Below are 17,583 nucleotides of genomic sequence, written 5' to 3'. Positions count from 1 at the left end.
CCCGCAGCTTCACCCACCTGAATCGCACCACCCGCACCCCTAGAGAAGGAGCCCCTCATGGCTGACCGTGCAGAGCAGATCCTGGCCGGACTCGGCGGATCCGAGAACATCATCGAGATCGAGCCGTGCATCACCCGGCTGCGCACCGAGGTCGAAGACGCCTCGCTCGTGGACGAGAAGGCCCTCAAGGCCGCCGGCGCCCACGGCGTGATGATCAGCGGCACCGTGGTGCAGGTGGTCGTCGGGCCCGAGGCCGACACCATCGCCGAAGACATCGAGGACCTCCGGTGACCGCTGAGAGACCGGCAGTCTCGCCGACGCGGGTGACCGCCCCCTGCCCGGGGCGGGTCCTCCCGCTCAGTGAGGTGCCGGACCCGGTGTTCTCCTCCGCGATGGTCGGGCCCGGCATCGCCCTGGACCCGTCGCCGGAGGAGACCACCGTCTGCGCTCCGCTGACCGGGAAGATCGTGAAGATCCACCCGCATGCCTTCGTGATCCAGGCCGAGTCCGGCGTCGGGGTGCTGGTCCACCTGGGCATCAACACGGTCCGACTCGAGGGTGAGGGCTTCGAAGTCCTGGCCGAGCAGGGCGCCACCGTGCACCGCGGCGACCCCATGGTCCGCTGGACGCCCGGGGAGATCACCGGCGACGGGATCTCCACCGTCATCCCCGTGGTGGCGCTGGACCAGCCGGAGGATGCCGTGACGACGACGACGGCGGACCACGTCACCGCCGGAGACGACCTGCTGCAGATCTCCCGGTGACCTCACCGGCCCGCTGAGCCCGGGACGACGCCCTCATCCCTGGTCAGCGGGCCGCTCCTGCCTTAGTCTGACTGCATCGACGACGTCGCGGAGCCAGCCTCCGCGGCGTCGTCACCGCCCGGTGCAGCTGCCGCCTGACACCGGCGGCACCCGCACCAGTCGAGCAGCAGAGGAGCAGAGATGACATCGTCCCCCGAGGCCGCGGCGCGACGCGCCGTCGTCGGCCGTGCCCTGCTGATCCTGGCGGCCCTGGGTGCCGCCGGCGCCGCAGGTGCCGGCATCGCCCAGTTGGCCTCCGCCGCCGACGACCACCTGATCTACGACGCCTGGCGCGCCTTCGGCCTGGTGGTCTTCGCCGGACTGTTCGCCCTGGTGGCCTGGCGGCCGACCGCCTACCCCGGCGTGCTGGAGCTGGCCTTCCTGCACAAGCTCGGCCTGGCGCTGGTCGCCTGGTCCCAGCTGGAGACGGCCGACGGCGCCTGGTTGACGCTCATCCTGGACGGCCTGCTCGCACTCGGACTTCTGGTGGCCTATGTGCTGCTGGGCTGCCACCGGGCCTGGAAGCGCGCCAAGCCCGCCGACGCCGTCGCGGACTCCCCGGCGGCGAGACTGGGGCGGAAGTCCTCCGGGAAGTCCCCACGGAAGTCCTCGGGGACGGAGCCCGCGACGCTGGAGGCCACCAAGCCGATGCCCGACCCGAGCGGACGCGGCGACCGACCGACCTCCACCGGCAGCACCTCAGGATCCGGGACCTCCGCCCGCCCGAACACGGCCGACGGCGGCTCCGGCGACTCCCAGGGACCCAGTGACTCCCAGGGACCCAGTGACTCCCAGGGGCCCGGGGGCATCCCCCGTCCGCCGCGCTCCTCCCGCTGAGCAGCCCCTTCCCCTCCGGCCGAGTTGGTCTGGAGTTGTGGATACTCGAGTCGATCGAGTCGAGTATCCACAACTCCAGACCAACTCAGCGTAGGGGCAGGTAGCCCGGCCGAGACAACGATGTCGGATTCCTGCTGGCGCCGACGGCGTCACCGGCGCATGCTGGTGCCGTGACCACCTCACTGCTCCCCGACGCCGAGGCCTGCATCAAGGCCGTGCGCACACGTGACGCCCGCTTCGACGGGCGGCTCTACGTGGGCGTGACCAGCACGGGGATCTACTGCCGACCCAGCTGCCCGGCTCCGCCGCCGAAGCGTGAGCATCTGACCTTCCACCCGACGGCCGCCGCGGCCCAGCGCGCCGGGTTCCGGGCCTGCCGCCGCTGCCGCCCGGAGGCCTCTCCCGGCTCGCCGGAGTGGAGCATCCGCCAGGACACGACCGCCCGGGCGATGCGGCTGATCGCCGACGGCGAGGTGGACCGCACCGGCGTGGAAGGACTCGCCGCGTCCCTGGGATACAGCTCCCGGCAGGTGGAACGGGTGCTCCGCGCCGAGCTCGGGGCCGGGCCGATCGCCCTGGCACGGGCCCAGCGGGCTTCCACCGCGCGGACGCTCATCGAAGGCACCGCGCTGAGCTTCACCGAGATCGCCTTCGCCGCCGGGTTCTCCTCGGTGCGGTCCTTCAACGAGACGGTGCGCGCCGTGTTCGCCGCCTCCCCCAGCCAGCTGCGGGCCGCCCGCCGCAACGGACGCTCTGTGGCCGCCGCCCGACCGGGGCAGGCCGCTGACCGGGCACCCCAGGACGACGGCGGCACCCCGCACCGACTGAGGCTGCGTCTGGCCTACCGGCCGCCGCTGCACGTGCCGAGTCTGTTCGGGCATCTCATCGCCACCGCCGTCCCCGGAGTGGAGACCTGGTCCCCGGCCTCTGGGACCTTCCATCGGGCACTGCGCCTGCCGCATGGCCTCGGGGTGGCCTCCCTGACCCCGGACGACGGCGAGCGCGGCTGGATCGACGCCGAGCTGCGGCTCACCGATCTGCGGGACCTGACCTCGGCGGTGCAGCGGTGCCGCCGTCTGCTGGACCTCGATGCGGATCCGGTCGGCATCGACGAGGCCATGAGCGCCGACCCGGTGCTCGCCGAGCTGGTGGCCAGCACCCCCGGCTGCAGGTTGCCCGGCACCACCGACCCCGAAGAGCTGGCCTTCCGTGTGGTGCTGGGCCAGCAGGTCTCCACCACCGCCGCCGGCACGACGGGTGCCCGCCTCACCCGGGCCGTCGGCGACCCGCTGCCCGATGCCCTTCGTCTGCCCGACGGCCCCACGCATCTGTTCCCCACGGCCGCGGCCCTCGCCTCAGCCGGGGCCAGCGCCTCCTCCGGCGACGATGACGGCACGGCCCCGCGGGGAGCAGCCTGGCCAGGCATGCCGGCGTCGCGCCGCGAGACCCTCCATGGGCTGGCGGATGCTCTGACCTCCGGGCGGCTGCGTCTCGGCGTCAGCGCCCCCTGGGGGGAGGTCCGCCGCCAACTGGCCGCCCTGCGTGGGATCGGCCCATGGAGCGTGGAGATGATCGCACTGCGCGGGCTGGGGGATCCGGATGCCTTCCCCGCCACCGACCTGGGAACCCGGCTGGCTGCGCAGGGACTGGGCCTGCCCGGTGACCCGCGCCCGCTGACCGCACGCGCCGAGGCCTGGCGGCCCTGGCGCTCCTATGCCACCGCCCTGCTGTGGGCAAGCAGCGACCACGCCGTCGCCCGCCTGCCGCAGCCCTCACCCCACACGAAGGAGACCAGCCCATGAGCCGGACGCCCACACAGGACGCAGAGGCTTCCCAGGCGACACAGAACACCCAGTCAGCACAGGGTGCGCGGTCGCACAGCATGATCGACTCCCCGGTGGGGCCGCTGGCGCTGGTGACCGACGGCGAGGCGCTGACCGGCGTCTTCATGGCCGAGCACCGTCATGCCGCCACGGATCGTCGGGGTGAGGCGGTGGCTCTCGGTGACGCCGCCGCCGTCGTGCGCCGCGCCGCCGAGCAGCTGGGCGAGTACTTCGTCGGCGACCGCCGGATCTTCGACCTGCCCCTGGCGCCGGAGGGCACCGCCTTCCAGCAGCGGGTGTGGGCGGCGCTGCAGGAGATCCCCTACGGGGAGACCTGGAGCTACGGACAGCTGGCCGCGCACCTGGGGAGCCCCGGCGCCTCGCGGGCGGTGGGGCTGGCCAACGGCCGCAATCCGATCTCCATCATCGTGCCCTGCCACCGGGTGATCGGCGCCGACGGCTCGATGACCGGCTACGGCGGCGGCGTTCCCCGGAAGGAGCATCTGCTGGCCCTGGAACGCGGGGAGCAGCCGCTGTTCCCCGCGACCGGGGGACCCGTGCCCAGCTGAGCGGCGCCGGAGGGCAGCCAGCTGGGCGCAGATCCCCCACATCGACCGGCAGGACCAGGGCGGAGAAGATCAGGGTCAGGCCCAGCGGAACTCGACGCCGCCGCCGAGATCGTGGCGACGGGCATCGCGCTCGGCCTCCGCACGGAGCCGGTCACGGCGCCCTGCCGTGTGCCCTGCCGTGTGCCGTGAGGTCCGGCGTGAGGTCCGGCGGCCCCGATCCTGGGGCGCCTGGGCGTCCGCCTTCGGGCTCACGGCCGGCCCGTCGCCCCTGCCATCGCCACCGTCGTGCCCGCTGCCGTCAGCACCGGTGTCGCCGTCACCATCGGCGTCTCCGCCGTCCTCGGCATGGCGCATCCGCTGCTCGGCGGCCTCCACCATCGACTGCCGCACCTGCGTCATGGACCAGACAACGGCCGCCCCCAGCAGCGCGGCGGCCCCGACGAACACCGTCGGCAGGCCGAAATGCTCGCCGATGAACCCGCCCAGCACCGCACCCAGCGGCATCAGCCCGAAGCCGACCGTCGTGATCGCGCCGGTCATCCGGCCCAGCACCTCACCGCTGACCAGGCGCTGGAACAGCGTGAAGGCGATGACATTGCCGGTCATGTTGAGGAAGCCCTGCAGGAGACCGGCGAGCAGCAGGACGTCGAAGCGGGGAAAGAGCACCGGCAGCAGCATGATCGGCACCTGCGCCAGGAAGGCGCCGAGCATCAGCGGCACCTCGGGAGCGCGCCGCGTCATCCGCTCCACCAGGAAGGAGGCACTGACAGCACCCACCGCACTGGCCACGGCGAAGAACGGGTACTGCGCCTCGGTGAGCCCGATCGCCGACCCCTGCCCCACCGCCCAGAGGACGAACACGGACATGAACGCCGTGGAGGCGAGGTTGGCGGCGCAGGACATGATCACCAACGGCCGCAGCACCGGGTGACGCCACACCAGGCGCAGCCCCTCGAAGACCGCGCTCAGACCGGCATCCGACGGCGACCTCTCCCCCTCGGCGGGCTGCTTCAGCTCCTCTGCGGCCCGCGGCTCCTCGGCAGCCCGCGTCACCGCGGTGGCTCGCGGCTGACCGGTGCGGCCCGCACGGTAGTCGCCGCGCAGCCCGAGGGTGATCAGCAGCACCGCCGCCGCACAGACTGCCGCGGAGAAACCCAGGAGCCAGCCGGCGCCGAGCACCACGAGCAGCCCGGCCACGGGGCGACCGATGAAGTCGTTGAAGACCTGCTCGGCGGCCATGGTGCGCCCGTTGGCGGCAGCCAACCGGGAGCGGGGCGCCACCTGCGGGACCATGGTGCGCCCAGCCAGATCCGCGAAGACCTGGGTGAGTCCGTAGAGACCCATGAAGAGGATCAGCACCTCGATGCGCAGCGCCCCGGCCAGGGCGACCGCGATCAGACCCACCAGGACGACGACCCGCAGGCTCAGGGCCACGATCCGGACCCGGCGGCGGTCGGAACGGTCGATCACCACCCCGGCGAACAGCCCGAACAGGAGCCAGGGCAGCCAGAACAGCGCCGAGAGCAGGGAGATCTCCTGCGGAGACCGGGTCAGCGAGACGGCGATCAGCGGGATGCCGGTCATCAGGACGCCGTCCGCGAGATTCGCCAGCGCCACGCTGCCCAGATGGGCCTGGAACCGCCGGCCGAGAGGTTCGGTTCCGGAGGTGGCCCCGTGGCTGACGCCGTCGTCGGACGTCTGCTCCGCTGTGGTGGTGTGCGCCATGGTGACCATCTCCGTAGACTGGTGCCGAGAAAGATTTGCAGAGATTTCTCTGCAACAACTTCTATGCAAAGGTATCTCTGCATATGAGCGCGCGCAAGACCCCCGGCCCGGAAAGTTCTGCCCAGCTGCCCGACCAGGCCCCGGAGAAGCTGCCCGGTGAGGCGGATCTACGGATGGACGCGAAGACCATGAAGGCCTTCGCCCATCCGCTGCGGATGGCGATGTACTCCTACCTGTCCGACCAGGGCTCGGCCACCGCCACCCAGCTGGCCAAACATCTGGACGAGAGCACCGGTCAGACCAGCTACCACCTGCGTCAGCTGGAGAAGCACGGCCTCGTGGAGGAGGATCCGGAGAAAGGCACCGGGCGCGAGCGGTGGTGGAAGCCCTCGGGGTTCAGCCTGCGCGCTGAAGTCATCCAGGGTGACCCGAGTCAGACACCGATGGCGCAGACCGTCATCCAGCACCAGATGCAGGAGCGCCTCCAGACCCTGCGCCGCTGGATGACCCACATCGACGAGGAGCCGCAGCGCTGGATCGAGGCCTCCGTGGACTCGACCCACACCGCCACCATGTCCACCGAGGAGATGCGGGCGATGCGCGACGAGCTGATGGAGGTCATCGCACGCCACACCGACGCCGCCTCCGAGCGGGTGAAGACCTCCGGGCCGGGCGAGGACGACCGCCGCGCCCGCGTCTATCTCAGCGTGCTGCCGCTGCCCTCGCCCGAGGACTGAGGCCCTCACACGCCCAGCCGGCGGCGCAGCTCCCGAGCATGGCGGCGGGAGACCTCCACCCGGCTGCGCTGGCGGTCGTTCATCACCAGCACCAGCGCACCACGGAAGTCCGGGACGAGCTCGCGCACATAGCGCAGATTCACCAGATACGAGCGGTGAACACGGAAGAAGTGACCCTGCAGGCGACGCTCGAGCTCATTCAGCGAGAACGAGACCAACACCCGTTCATCGCCGAGCTTCAGCGAGGAGTACCCCCGGGCCGCGGAGGCATAGACGATGGAGTCCCCGTCCACCAGCATGGTCCGACCGTCCTTCTGCACGGGGATCCTCACCAGCGGCTCCGGCTCGGCAGCCCGCGGGCGGACCGCCTGGCGCTCAGCGTCGGCCGCGGCAGGCACGCCGTCGTCGCGGCGCGCTCCCGGCTCGGCACGCTCCCCTCCCGAGGAGAGCGCACGCTCCACGGCCCGCTGGAGACGCTCGGCGTCGAAGGGTTTGACCAGATAGTCGGCGGCGGCGAGATCGAAGGCCTCGACGGCGTGGTCCGGGTAGGCGGTGGTGAAGATGACCTGCGGCCGATGCGGCATCTCCCGGAGCTGTTCGGCGATCTCCAGCCCGGAGAGCCCGGGCATCCGGATGTCCAGGAACACGAGGTCGTAGTCCAGGGAGTTCAGCAGCACCAGCGCCTCTTCCCCGTTGGTGGCCTCCCCGACCACCTGCACGCGCCCGACCTCCTCGAGGAGATAGCGCAGCTCCTCGCGGGCGGGGGCCTCGTCATCCACGATCAGCGCGCGGGGCATCATCCGTTCAGTATAGAGCTGGCATCCAGGGCTCCATGACGGGCGTCACAGGTGGAACCGCGCAGGCGCCCGTCACGTCATCGGCACGCGGAGGTCCACCACGGTGCCGCCGCCGCGCGGAGTGGAGATCGAGAGGTCATAGCGGTCCCCGAACAGGGACTCCAGCCGTTCGGTGATGTTCGTCAGCCCCACTCCCGCATGGCCGACGGCATCCACCCCGGTGAGCACGCTGTCCTCATGGTCGCCCACATCCTGGTCCCCGCTGAGCAGCTTCACCAGCACCTCGGCATCCATGCCGACGCCGTCGTCGGAGACCCGGATATGGGTGGTGCGGGTCAGCGGGTCCACCCGGGCCCGCAGCCGCACCGTGCCGCCCTCCTTCTTGTCCGCGATGCCGTGCTTGACCGCGTTCTCCACCAGCGGCTGGATGGTCAGCACCGGCACCCGGGAGGTCAGCACCTGCGGGTCGATGTCGTAGCGGACCTGCAGCCTGTCCCCGAAGCGGGCCTGCTCCAGGGACAGGTAGGTGCGCACGAAGTAGTACTCCTGGGCGAACTCGGCGAAGTGCCCCTCCTGGCGGACCGCGTAGCGGAAGAACTCGGAGAGCCGCAGCAGCAGCTCGCGGGCCTCCTCCGGCCGGGTGCGCGCCTTGGAGGCGATGGTGTTGAGGATGTTGAACAGGAAGTGCGGATTGATCTGAGCCCGGAGGGCGTCCAGCCGAGCGTGGGTGGCCAGGCGGCGCTCCCGGTCCAGCTCGGCGAGCTCCAGGTGCAGGGACAGCATGGTGGCCATGTCCTCCACCAGCTGTTTGGGCGGGATCTCGGTGCGCGCCTGGAACACCCCCAGGGAGCCCACCACCCGCGAGCCGATGGCCAGCGGTGCGATCACCGCGGAGCGCAGCGCACAGTCCGGGACCTTGCAGCCCAGCCCGGCCGCTTCCCGCACCACCACGGTGCGGCCCTTCTCGATGGCACGCACCGCCGCGCGGGTCTGCATCTCCCCGCCCACCCGGTGGTGGTCCGCCCCCGGCCCCACGAAGGCGAGGATGTCCTCCCGGTCCGTGATCGCGATGGCGTCCCCGGAGAGCATGGGACGCAGCAGCTCGGCGGTGCGGCGGGCCGCGTCCGGGGTGAGCCCGGAGCGCAGCGGCACCGAGCGTCCTGCAGCCGCCAGGTCCCGCACTCCGCGGGCCGCCTCGAGCCGATCCCGCTCATCCCGGGGCGGGATGCGGCCGCCCACGCTGCCGCCCACACGGCCGCCGCGGCGACCACGGGGCCCGCGCAGCGCCGACGGGTAGCCCAGCACGACGGCGAGCGTGAGCACCGTGCCGGCGCCGATGGTCGGCAGGATCGCCAACGGCGGATGCACCAGCACCTGGGTCACCAGGTACACCAGGGTCCAGATGGCCACCACTGCCCCGGCCAGGATGAGGCTACCGCGCATCGTTCCTCCTTCTGCCCGGCCGCGGCAGGCGGGTTCGACGGCGGCCGGCGGCGTCGTGCCGCTCCGCCCGCCGGGCGGCGATGGTCAGCCGGGCGAGCCGCTCGGCCTGCCGGTCCGCCGCAGTGCCGTGCATGATCCTCCAGGCCTGTTCGACGTCGTCGGGCGGTGTGGTGCGCAGGGAGACCACGACGGCGACGACGCCGGCCACCGGGGCGGCCACCAGAGTGGGGGCCACCAGCAGCTCCCGCCACCAGGCCGGCTCCAGCAGGCTTCCGGCGGTGAACATGACCACCGCGAGCGCCCCGCCGGTGAGCATCCCGGCCACCGCACCCCGGGCGCTCAGGCGGCGCCACCAGATGGCCAGCACGATCACCGGGGTCAGCGCGGAGCCGGCGACGGCGAACGCCCAGGTGACCATGGTGGCCACCAGGGACGGCATGGCGGGGGTGAACGCGTCGGGCCGCAGGGCGATGGCCAGGGCGGCGGCGGTGGCGGCGGCCACCAGGGTGGTGAGCCGGCCCGCCCACACCGCCTGACGCTGGGTGGCATGCGGGTTGATGTGGCGTTCGTAGACGTCATGGCCCCAGGTGGCGGCGGAGGCCAGCAGCAGCCCGGCCACGGTGGACATCGCGGCGATCAGTGCGGCGGCGGCCACCAGCCCGAGCCCGGATTCCCCGCCGTAGATGCGCCCCAGCACCGGCAGGGCGTGCTCGGGGATGCGCAGTACCCCGTCGATGGTGAGCCGCTCCAGCCAGGGGTGGTCGGCCAGGGCGGCGGGGATGATGTCCCGCGCGGCGGTGCCCAGCATGACCGCCAGCGCGTAGAAGGCGCCGATGAGCATCAGCACCCAGACCGTGGTGGTGCGGGCGGCCCGCCCGGTGGGGGCGGTGAAGTAGCGGTTCATCACATGGGGCAGCCCGGCGGTGCCGAGCCCCAGGGTGACCACCAGCGCCACCTGGCCCAGCTGCCCGTAGCGGGCGCCGGGCTCGCCGAACACGGCGGCCTCGCCGTCGTCGATGTGGTTGGTCTCGGGCTGCAGCTCCCAGCCCTGGGCGCCTTCGGCGGGGTTGCTCAGCGGCTCCTGGCTGAGCTGCTCCACTGCCTGCCCGTAGCGGAAGCCGTCCCCGGTGACCACCAGCGCCAGCCAGATGAGCGCGGTGAGCAGCAGCAGGAACTGGACGGCCTGGTTCCAGGTGGTGCCGCGCATCCCCCCGAAGGCCACGACGACGGCGATCACGGCGGTGGAGAGCAGCACCCCGGTGGCGTAGGGGCTCAGTCCCATCACGCCGTGGCCGACCAGCAGCTCCCAGGTGATGCCGCCGCCCACGGACTGCGGGATCAGGTAGAAGAGGATGACCAGCTGCACGATCCCCACGGCGGAGAGCCGGACCGCGTCGGACCCGAGCCGCCGGCCCAGGAAGTCGGCCAGGGAGAATTCGCCGAAGCGGCGCAGCGGGGCGGCCACCAGCAGCAGCACCGGCACGAACCCAGCGGCGAAGCCGACGGCGTACCAGGCGCCGTCGAGCCCGGAGACATAGACGGCGGCGGCGACCCCGAGGAAGGAGGCCGCGGAGAGATAGTCCCCACAGATGGCCCAGGAGTTGGTGACGACGCCGACCCGCTGCCCGGCCAGGTAGAAGTCCACGGTGGAGGAATGCCGCGGGCGGGTGATGAAGGAGACCCCGAGGACGATGACCAGCACGGCTGTCAGCGTGATGATGGAGGCGGCGGTCATCGGCCGGCCGCCCCGTCGTCGGGATCGCCCTGCGGATCGGCGTCGGCGTCGGCGTCGGGATCATGGAACGGCGACTCGGGCGGCACTGCGGCGTCGAGCAGGATCCGTCCGTCCTCGCGCCGAAGGCTCTGCTGCTTCTGGGCCTCCTCTGCGGAGGCCTCCGCGGGCTCATCAAGGACGTGCTCCGCTCCGACTCCGGCATGGCCCAGCATGCGGGACTCCACCGACGAGCTGAGGGTCGCGGCGGCGATGCCGATGACGGCGAAGACCACATAGAGGCCGACGCCGGCGGTGAGGAAGCCCGGGCTGAGGTGACCGACCAGCTGGGCCTCTGACCACCAGTCCAGGGTCATGGTCAGCACCGGGAAGGCGGCCACCAGCAGCAGGAACACCACGAAGTAGGTGGCCGCGATGCGGCGCAACGTGCGGAAGACCGCGTCAACCTCGGCCGGAGTGTCCCTGACCTCCGGGGATTCGCCCCAGGAGTCTCCGAACCCCCGCAGCCCCAGGTCATCGCGTCTCATGCCGCCAGTCTAGGCAGGTGCGCGGACTGGGCCAGGCGGACGGCGAGGCCGACCGGCGGAGCGCTCATGCTGCGGGCCGGGCCCTCCACAGGCGCACGGCCACCCGGATCAGGACGACCGCGCCGCCGGCGGCGAGGATGAGCCCCATGCCGGGCAGCAGTCCGCCCCAGGAACCGGTCTGTGCGGACAGCTGGATCAGCCGGACCGTCTGCGCTCCGACGATCAGGGCCACCAGCGCCCCGGGGATGATCGCATGCGCGACCGCCAGGCCCCGCTTGGGGACGAACCCTCCGGCGAAGGCCAGGAAGCCGACGGCGAGAGTGACCACACCCGGCCCGTCGGTGCCGCGCAGCGCGAAGCTCTCCCCCGCGATCGGGATGACGACCCACGGCAGGAACGCGGAGATGATGAGCATCAGGCCGCCGAGGATCATGGCGGAGCTGCCGGCGTGGAACACGCCCCAGCCGGTGGCACGGCCCGCCTTGATTCGGGCGGTGATGCCGCCGAAGATGCCTCTCTCTGATCCGCCGGAGCCTCCGGCCCCTGCGGGCGAGCCCGTCGTGCTGCTGCCCATCGCTGCGCCGTTCGCCGTCGTCGTCATGCCCCGATTCTACGAGTGACCAGGGTCACAGGGGCCACCCCGTCCGGCGAATGACCGCCGGACGGCAGTCAGCAGTCCACGAACGGCAGGTTCCACCCCGCGAGCGGTCACCGACACCCCGCACCGACCGCTCGCAGACCCATACCCGCCGCTGGCGAACACAGGGGCGCCGTCTGCGGAGCATCGCTTGTGAGCTGGCTCACAGTGGGGTTTCTTGGTCTCATGACCTGCGCCGCCCGAGTGTGGCGCGCAGCCGTCCTGGGCAGCACCGCACAGGATCACTCCGCATTGGAAGGGAAGGGAGCCTCCATGGCCGACACGGCATATGAGAGCACCTCCGGCGGCGCCCCGCCAGAACAGGACAACTCCTGGCGTGAGCGCTACTGGAAGAAGAATCTGCGCCTGATGATCGTCCTGCTGGCGATCTGGTTCACCGTCTCCTTCGGCTTCGGCGTGCTGCTGATCGAGCCGCTGAACGCCATCGAGATCCTGGGCTTCCCGCTCGGGCTCTGGTTCGCCCAGCAGGGATCCATCTACACGTTCGTGATCCTCATCCTGGTCTACGCCCTGTGGATGGACCGGATCGACGACGAGTTCGGCGTCTCGGAGCGCAACGGGGACGGTGAGAGAGCATGAGCGACATCCAGTTCTGGACCTTCTTCTTCATCATCCTGACCTTCGGGCTCTACATCTTCATCGCCTGGCGCTCGCGGGTGAAGGAGACCAAGGAGTTCTACGTCGCCTCCCAGGGCGTGCCGACCATCGCCAACGGTGCGGCGGTCGCGGCCGACTGGATGTCAGCCGCCTCCTTCATCGGCATGGCCGGCCTGATCGCCTTCCTGGGCTCGGACGGCTCGGTCTACCTGATGGGCTGGACCGGCGGCTACGTGCTGCTGGCCCTCCTGCTGGCCCCCTACCTGCGCAAATGGGGCAAGTTCACCGTCCCGGAGTTCGTGGGCGACCGCTACTCCGAGTCGGTGCGCATCGTCGCCGCCGTCGCCGCCATCGTGGTGTCCTTCACCTACGTGGTCGGCCAGATGAACGGCGGCGGCATCGTCTTCAGCCGCTTCCTGGGACTCAACCTCACCTGGGGCGTCATCGTCGCCGCCGCGATCATCTTCTTCTACGCGGTGCTCGGAGGCATGAAGGGCATCACCTACACCCAGGTGGCGCAGTACACCGTGCTGATCATCGCCTACCTGATCCCCGCCGTCGCGGTGGCCCAGCAGACCACCGGCATCCCGGTGCCGCAGATCTCCTACGGGAAGATCCTCGCCGAGTTGGACTCCCTGAGCACGGAGTTCGGGCTGCATGAGTTCACCCAGGCGTTCGCCGGGCGCGACGGCGGCCAGATCGACGTGTTCCTGGTGACGGCCTCGCTGATGCTCGGCACCGCCGGCCTGCCGCACGTGATCATCCGGTTCTACACCACCAAGACCGTCCGCGGCGCCCGGTACTCGGCCTTCTGGGCCCTGTTCTTCATCTCCCTGCTGTACCTCACCGCCCCCGCGGTGGGCGCGTTCACCAAGCTGAACCTGCTGCAGGGCGTGCAGGGCGCCACGGTGGACCAGCTGCCGGCCTGGATCGAGACCTGGGGCGCCACCGGCCTGGTGACCGTCGCCGACGGCGTCGACACCATCGAGACGGTGTCCAACAACGCCGCCTCCGGTGCGGATCTGATCGTCAACAACGACATCCTGGTGCTCGCCTCTCCGGAGATCGGCGGCCTGCCCGCCCCGATCATCGGCCTGATGGCGGCGGGTGGCATGGCGGCGGCCATGTCCACCGCGGCCGGGCTGCTGCTGGTCATCTCCTCGGCCGCCTCTCACGACCTGTACTTCCGGGTCTTCAAGAAGGAGGGCGCCTCCGAGAGCCAGCAGATGCTGGTGGGACGTGTGGCGATGGCCGCGGCGATCGTCATCGCGATCTTCGCCGGCATCAACCCGCCAGCGTTCGTGGCCCAGGTGGTGGCGTTCGCCTTCGGACTGGCGGCCTCCACGTTCTTCCCGATCCTGATCCTCGGGATCTTCTGGAAGCGCGCCAACGGAGTCGGCGCCACCGCCGGCATGCTGACCGGTCTGGTCTTCACCGCTACGTACATGATCTACACGCTGGAGGTGTTCGGCACCGGATCCAACGACCACATCCTGGGCATCAGCCCCGAGGGCATCGGTGCCGTCGGCGCCCTGGTCAACTTCATCGTCACCATCGTGGTGTCGAAGCTGACCGCCCCGCCGTCGCACGAGGTGCAGGAGATGGTCGAGTCCATCCGCTACCCGCAGCAGCGGAAGGTGGGCGCAGACGTCTGACGCTCCGGGTATCGGGCTCAGCCATCCCCTTGCCTGAGCCGCACATCCGGACGGTGGCGGCCCCGTTCGCGAGGTTCCTTCGGGACCTCCGGGCGGGGCCGTCGTCGTGGGTTGTGGGGCCGGCCCACCTCACACCACCCCACCCCGCCTCACACCAACCCACCCCGCCGAGTTGGTCTGGAGTTGTGGGTACTCGACTCGATCGAGCCGAGTACCCACAACTCCAGACCACCTCACGTCGGGGCGATGGTGTTCTCCCGCACCCAGCCCAGGTAGCCCGGGGAGCCGTCGAGGATCGGCTGGACGATCAGCTCGGGCTCCTCGTACGGGTGGTCCCTGGTCAGCAGCTCCTTGATCCCTGGGACGGCCGCGGCGGTGGTCTTCACCGTGAGCAGCTGCTCGGGGTCATCATGCACCTCGCCCTTCCAGCGATAGAAGCTGCGGACGGCGCTGACCTGCACGCAGGCGCCGAGGCCGGCGTCGAGAAGCGCGGCGGCCAGGCGTTCGGCCTGCGGCTCATCCTCCACGGTGGTCTGGACGGTCACGAACTCTGCGGCGGTGGGCTGGACATCGTCACACATGGCTCCAGTGTGCCGCACACCCCGCCGGCGACGTGGTCTGAAGTATGCGAAACTCGACTCGATCGAGCCGAGTACCCAAAACTCCGGACCAACTCGGCCCCAACGGACAATCCGAGCCCGGGGGACGCCCTCAGTCCAGGTGCTTGGCGGTGGTGTCCGGGGCCAGGCGCAGCATCACGACGACGGCGGCCGCCACGCCCACCAGGCAGACGGTGAAGGCCCCCGCAAGCCCCAGCCAGGGCTGCAGCCAGCCCACGAAGAGCAGGGGCCCCACGCCCGCGCCGATGCGGGAGACCGTGGAGGCCCAGCCAAAGCCCGAGCCGCGCATCTCCGTGGGGTACAGCTCGGAGACGTAGGTGTAGAGCACCGGGATGGCGATCTGGATGATCAGCCCGAAGCCGAGCACCATGACCAGCACCAGGGACGGGACGTCCATGACCAGCGCGAGCCCCACCAGCAGGGCGGTGGCGACCGGGGCGCTGACCGCCAGCAGCGCCTTGCGGCCCGTGGCCTCCACCAGCACGGTGGAGATCAGCACCCCCACGAGCCCGACGCCGGCCATGCCGGCCGAGGTGATGAACGCACGGGACTGCTCGTAGCCGGCCTCGATGAGGAAGTGCGGCATCCACTGCAGGGCGATGTAGTAGACGGTCATCACCGCCAGGAACATCACCCACGCGACCGTGGTGATCCGCCAGCTGTGCGCCCACACTCGACGCAGCTGCGCCACCAGGGAGCCGAGGGTCAGGCTGGAGGACTCCGTGCCCGGGATCAGCACGTACTCCCGCGGGGCCGCCCCGGTGCGGGCCACCATGCCGTCGATGATCCGCCGGGCTTCCTCGGTCCGGCCTTGTCGGATCAGATACATGGGGGATTCGGGGACGAAGAGCCGTACGGCGAAGACCAGCAGGGCGGGGAGGATCATGGCCAGAAGCGGCAGCCGCCAGTCGCCCCAGACGCCGACCAGCAGAGCGGAGACGAACCCGGCCAGCGCCGCCCCGATGGGCCACCAGCCGTCCATGGCGGTCAGCACCCGGCCCCGATGCTTGGCAGGGGTGAACTCGCCGACCAGGGCGTAGTCCACCGGCACGCATCCGCCCAGGCCGATGCCGGCCAGGAAGCGGAAGAGCACGAACCAGCTGAGGTCGTTGGTCATGGCCCCGGCGATGGTGAAGATCGAGAAGATCAGCAGCGTCCAGGCGAAGGCCTGCTTGCGGCCGATGCGGTCCGCGATGGTGCCCCACATGACTGCGCCGACCGCCATGCCGATGAGGTTGGCGGTCCCGATCCACGCGGCCTGGGAGGGCGTGAGTCCCCATTCCTCGCTGAGCAGCGGGATGAGGATGCCGTTGAGGGAGACGTCCCAGGCGTCGAACATGAAGCCGAGGCCGCCGATGAGGAAGATCCGGCCCTGAGTGCTCCAGCGCCACGGCAGGGACTGGACGATCATCTCCCCGGTGGGGCGGGCGTCACGGGGTGCGGTGGTGGTGTTCTGAGGCACGAGCACTGAGTGTAGAGCAGACGACGGCGGCCCCGGAGTCCATGGCCGAGCCGCCCTCATCGGACGTCATCTCGGCGTGGACTCTCGGGGCCGCCGTCGTCGTGCTGCTTCTGGGACGCGGGACCGACGAGCTCCGCAGAAGGGGCGTCAGTCCGTGGCGATCACTCCCAGGTGATCTCGAGCTCCTCGGCGGTCATGTCGACCACCGGGTCGCCCAGCCAGCGCGGGTCGCCGGTCCACAGCTCGTAGAGGTCGGTGCTGCCGCCTGAGCGTCCCTCGTACTCCACGTCGACGGTGATGCTCACATAGTCGGATCCCACCAGGTTCGGGTTGCTCCAGTCGAGCCGCGGCTCGATGTTCTGCAGGGCCTGCTGGTCGGAGGTCGACATCGAGCGCTCGATGGAGCCTTCGATGACTTCGGCGCCGGAGACCTCGTCGGGCATGTCCAGCCCGCAGCCGGCCTCCTTCTCATTGGAGGCCACGCAGTCCTCCACCTCGGTGATGATCAGGTCCCGCCAGGTGTCCTCAGCCTCTTCGGTCAGCGCCGGAGTCAGGTCCGCCGTGGAGACGTAGGTGTCGGTGGCGTGGACGACGCTGTCGCCGTCGAACATGAAGTTCTCGTGGGCGATGTCCAGCTCATAGGCCGCACCGAAGAACACGTAGGTGTCGGAGGTGGTGAACTCGACGCCATTGAGCGTGACGTCCAGGGAGCCCGCCGAGGGTTCGCTGATGCTGATCGCACCGTCGAGGAACCAGGAGTCGCCCTCGTCATCGGTGGAGGTCCAGAAGCGGTGGGTCACGGACTCCTCACCCAGGGTGAAGGAGGCGGTGACCTCCTCGCTGAACGCGTAGTCGCCCACCTCCACCTCGTTGACCGAGATCTCGGAGATCGGCGCGAGCTCCACCGAGACGTCCAGGACCTCCTGGGTCATATGCGTGGTGTCGGAGGGCGCGTCGATGAGCGAGAGCGCGCCCTCGGCGTCTCCCTCCGCGAGCGCAGTCAGATACGCCTCGACTGCTCCGTGCGGTGTGGAGTCTGCGCCCGGCTCGACGCTCGACTCACCCTCGCCCTCGCCACCGTTCTCGCCACCGTTCTCCGCCTCGGCATCTCCTCCGCCGCGGCCGAGCACGAGGAACAGCACCACGGCGATGACGATGATCAGCAGCGCCGCCCCGCCGATCAACCCGAAGATCAGGCCCTTGCCCGGCCCCTTGCCGGAGCCGTCGGAGCCGCCCGGGCCTCCGGGCTGGCCAGGTCCACCAGGGCCGCCGGGACCACCGGGACCTGCTGCTCCGCCGGCGCCATAGCCGGCCTGCCCGTACTGGTCACCATACTGCTGGCCGCCGTAGCCCTGCTGCCCGTAGCCTGGCTGGCCCTGCTGGCCGTACCCGGGTTGGCCCTGCTGGCCATATCCGGGCTGCCCCTGCTGGCCGTAGCCGGGCTGGGCGCCATAGCCTCCCGCTGCCTGCGGGCTGGTTGCGCCCGGCTGCCGAGGGTCGGGCTGGCCCTGCTGGGGGTCCTGCCCCGGCTGCCAGCCGCCTTGCTGTCCGTATGGGTTGTTCTCCGACATGAGTCGCCCCTCTGTCAGTCAGTCGAT

Annotated in this window: 17 protein-coding genes; 8 read left to right on the top strand and 9 right to left on the bottom strand. The window is 70.7% G+C overall.

Annotated elements, in window-relative coordinates; all coding sequences use genetic code 11:
* The first annotated feature begins 57 nt into the window (after positions 1 to 57).
* The 5 genes from ABD658_RS03355 to ABD658_RS03335 all read left to right on the top strand — a co-directional run bounded on the left by ABD658_RS03355 (position 58) and on the right by ABD658_RS03335 (position 4,032).
* Complete coding sequence (locus tag ABD658_RS03355; RefSeq protein ID WP_070161229.1) at positions 58 to 291, top strand: PTS sugar transporter subunit IIB; 234 nt, start codon at positions 58 to 60, stop codon at positions 289 to 291.
* On the top strand, positions 288 to 764 hold the full coding sequence (locus ABD658_RS03350) for a PTS sugar transporter subunit IIA (RefSeq protein ID WP_344684924.1): 477 nt from the start codon (positions 288 to 290) through the stop codon (positions 762 to 764). The genes ABD658_RS03355 and ABD658_RS03350 overlap by 4 nt, the downstream gene beginning before the upstream one ends.
* A gap of 180 nt (positions 765 to 944) precedes the next feature.
* A complete protein-coding gene (locus ABD658_RS03345; RefSeq protein WP_344684925.1) occupies positions 945 to 1,640 on the top strand; it encodes a hypothetical protein in 696 nt (231 codons plus the stop codon).
* Between the two features lie 170 nt (positions 1,641 to 1,810).
* The gene (locus ABD658_RS03340) at positions 1,811 to 3,442 is read left to right on the top strand and encodes a DNA-3-methyladenine glycosylase 2 family protein (protein WP_344684926.1); all 1,632 of its coding nucleotides are present in this window, start codon (positions 1,811 to 1,813) and stop codon (positions 3,440 to 3,442) included.
* The gene (locus tag ABD658_RS03335; RefSeq protein ID WP_344684927.1) at positions 3,439 to 4,032 is read left to right on the top strand and encodes a methylated-DNA--[protein]-cysteine S-methyltransferase; all 594 of its coding nucleotides are present in this window, start codon (positions 3,439 to 3,441) and stop codon (positions 4,030 to 4,032) included. Before ABD658_RS03340 ends, ABD658_RS03335 begins: the two co-directional genes overlap by 4 nt.
* 75 nt (positions 4,033 to 4,107) lie before the next feature.
* On the opposite strand, the gene ABD658_RS03330 is transcribed toward ABD658_RS03335, so the two are convergent.
* The gene (locus ABD658_RS03330; RefSeq protein ID WP_344684929.1) at positions 4,108 to 5,757 is read right to left on the bottom strand and encodes an MFS transporter; all 1,650 of its coding nucleotides are present in this window, start codon (positions 5,755 to 5,757) and stop codon (positions 4,108 to 4,110) included.
* An 83-nt stretch (positions 5,758 to 5,840) separates the two neighbouring features.
* Here ABD658_RS03330 and ABD658_RS03325 point away from each other — a divergent pair, with 83 nt between their 5' ends.
* Entirely contained in the window at positions 5,841 to 6,494 is a 654-nt protein-coding gene (locus tag ABD658_RS03325; protein WP_344684931.1) for a helix-turn-helix domain-containing protein, read from the top strand.
* Between the two features lie 5 nt (positions 6,495 to 6,499).
* Here the strand turns inward: ABD658_RS03325 and ABD658_RS03320 are convergent, their stop codons facing one another.
* From ABD658_RS03320 to ABD658_RS03300, 5 genes are all read right to left on the bottom strand, one after another.
* Complete coding sequence (locus ABD658_RS03320; protein WP_344684933.1) at positions 6,500 to 7,294, bottom strand: LytR/AlgR family response regulator transcription factor; 795 nt, start codon at positions 7,292 to 7,294, stop codon at positions 6,500 to 6,502.
* Positions 7,295 to 7,363: 69 nt separating this feature from the next.
* On the bottom strand, positions 7,364 to 8,734 hold the full coding sequence (locus ABD658_RS03315) for a histidine kinase (protein ID WP_344684935.1): 1,371 nt from the start codon (positions 8,732 to 8,734) through the stop codon (positions 7,364 to 7,366).
* Positions 8,724 to 10,469: a sodium/solute symporter gene (locus ABD658_RS03310; RefSeq protein ID WP_344684937.1), complete on the bottom strand. Its 1,746-nt coding sequence runs from the start codon at positions 10,467 to 10,469 to the stop codon at positions 8,724 to 8,726. The genes ABD658_RS03315 and ABD658_RS03310 overlap by 11 nt, the downstream gene beginning before the upstream one ends.
* Entirely contained in the window at positions 10,466 to 10,993 is a 528-nt protein-coding gene (locus tag ABD658_RS03305; RefSeq protein WP_344684939.1) for a hypothetical protein, read from the bottom strand. Before ABD658_RS03305 ends, ABD658_RS03310 begins: the two co-directional genes overlap by 4 nt.
* Positions 10,994 to 11,057: 64 nt before the next feature.
* Entirely contained in the window at positions 11,058 to 11,594 is a 537-nt protein-coding gene (locus tag ABD658_RS03300) for a hypothetical protein (protein WP_344684941.1), read from the bottom strand.
* A gap of 309 nt (positions 11,595 to 11,903) precedes the next feature.
* On the opposite strand from ABD658_RS03300, the gene ABD658_RS03295 reads away from it, so the two are divergent.
* Both ABD658_RS03295 and ABD658_RS03290 read left to right on the top strand, forming a co-directional pair.
* Positions 11,904 to 12,230, top strand: a complete 327-nt coding sequence (locus ABD658_RS03295; RefSeq protein ID WP_083277246.1) for a DUF4212 domain-containing protein — start codon at positions 11,904 to 11,906, stop codon at positions 12,228 to 12,230.
* Positions 12,227 to 13,903 (top strand): sodium:solute symporter family protein, encoded by a 1,677-nt coding sequence (locus ABD658_RS03290; RefSeq protein ID WP_344684944.1) that lies wholly within the window; start codon positions 12,227 to 12,229, stop codon positions 13,901 to 13,903. Before ABD658_RS03295 ends, ABD658_RS03290 begins: the two co-directional genes overlap by 4 nt.
* Before the next feature lie 233 nt (positions 13,904 to 14,136).
* On the opposite strand, the gene cutA is transcribed toward ABD658_RS03290, so the two are convergent.
* The 3 genes from cutA to ABD658_RS03275 all read right to left on the bottom strand — a co-directional run bounded on the left by cutA (position 14,137) and on the right by ABD658_RS03275 (position 17,556).
* The gene (gene cutA, locus ABD658_RS03285) at positions 14,137 to 14,484 is read right to left on the bottom strand and encodes a divalent-cation tolerance protein CutA (RefSeq protein ID WP_344684946.1); all 348 of its coding nucleotides are present in this window, start codon (positions 14,482 to 14,484) and stop codon (positions 14,137 to 14,139) included.
* Between the two features lie 130 nt (positions 14,485 to 14,614).
* Positions 14,615 to 15,934, bottom strand: a complete 1,320-nt coding sequence (locus ABD658_RS03280) for an MFS transporter (RefSeq protein ID WP_344743855.1) — start codon at positions 15,932 to 15,934, stop codon at positions 14,615 to 14,617.
* 212 nt (positions 15,935 to 16,146) lie between these two features.
* The gene (locus ABD658_RS03275; protein WP_344684950.1) at positions 16,147 to 17,556 is read right to left on the bottom strand and encodes a hypothetical protein; all 1,410 of its coding nucleotides are present in this window, start codon (positions 17,554 to 17,556) and stop codon (positions 16,147 to 16,149) included.
* Positions 17,557 to 17,583: the final 27 nt, after the last annotated feature.

The organism is Nesterenkonia aethiopica, from assembly GCF_039534665.1.
In the GTDB taxonomy this organism is placed as follows: Bacteria; Actinomycetota; Actinomycetes; order Actinomycetales; family Micrococcaceae; genus Nesterenkonia; species Nesterenkonia aethiopica.
Note: the sequence above shows the minus strand (reverse complement) of the source record. Positions and strands in the feature narration are given on the sequence as shown.

Excerpts from the sequence above, each read along its gene's own strand:
- ABD658_RS03355 (WP_070161229.1), top strand. The coding sequence starts at position 58 with ATGGCTGACCGTGCAGAGCAGATCCTGGCCGGACTCGGCGGATCCGAG.
- ABD658_RS03345 (WP_344684925.1), top strand. The coding sequence starts at position 945 with ATGACATCGTCCCCCGAGGCCGCGGCGCGACGCGCCGTCGTCGGCCGT.
- ABD658_RS03335 (WP_344684927.1), top strand. The coding sequence starts at position 3,439 with ATGAGCCGGACGCCCACACAGGACGCAGAGGCTTCCCAGGCGACACAG.
- ABD658_RS03330 (WP_344684929.1), bottom strand. The coding sequence starts at position 5,757 with ATGGCGCACACCACCACAGCGGAGCAGACGTCCGACGACGGCGTCAGC.
- ABD658_RS03325 (WP_344684931.1), top strand. The coding sequence starts at position 5,841 with ATGAGCGCGCGCAAGACCCCCGGCCCGGAAAGTTCTGCCCAGCTGCCC.
- ABD658_RS03320 (WP_344684933.1), bottom strand. The coding sequence starts at position 7,294 with ATGATGCCCCGCGCGCTGATCGTGGATGACGAGGCCCCCGCCCGCGAG.
- ABD658_RS03315 (WP_344684935.1), bottom strand. The coding sequence starts at position 8,734 with ATGCGCGGTAGCCTCATCCTGGCCGGGGCAGTGGTGGCCATCTGGACC.
- ABD658_RS03310 (WP_344684937.1), bottom strand. The coding sequence starts at position 10,469 with ATGACCGCCGCCTCCATCATCACGCTGACAGCCGTGCTGGTCATCGTC.
- ABD658_RS03305 (WP_344684939.1), bottom strand. The coding sequence starts at position 10,993 with ATGAGACGCGATGACCTGGGGCTGCGGGGGTTCGGAGACTCCTGGGGC.
- ABD658_RS03300 (WP_344684941.1), bottom strand. The coding sequence starts at position 11,594 with ATGACGACGACGGCGAACGGCGCAGCGATGGGCAGCAGCACGACGGGC.
- ABD658_RS03295 (WP_083277246.1), top strand. The coding sequence starts at position 11,904 with ATGGCCGACACGGCATATGAGAGCACCTCCGGCGGCGCCCCGCCAGAA.
- ABD658_RS03290 (WP_344684944.1), top strand. The coding sequence starts at position 12,227 with ATGAGCGACATCCAGTTCTGGACCTTCTTCTTCATCATCCTGACCTTC.
- cutA (WP_344684946.1), bottom strand. The coding sequence starts at position 14,484 with ATGTGTGACGATGTCCAGCCCACCGCCGCAGAGTTCGTGACCGTCCAG.
- ABD658_RS03280 (WP_344743855.1), bottom strand. The coding sequence starts at position 15,934 with ATGATCGTCCAGTCCCTGCCGTGGCGCTGGAGCACTCAGGGCCGGATC.
- ABD658_RS03275 (WP_344684950.1), bottom strand. The coding sequence starts at position 17,556 with ATGTCGGAGAACAACCCATACGGACAGCAAGGCGGCTGGCAGCCGGGG.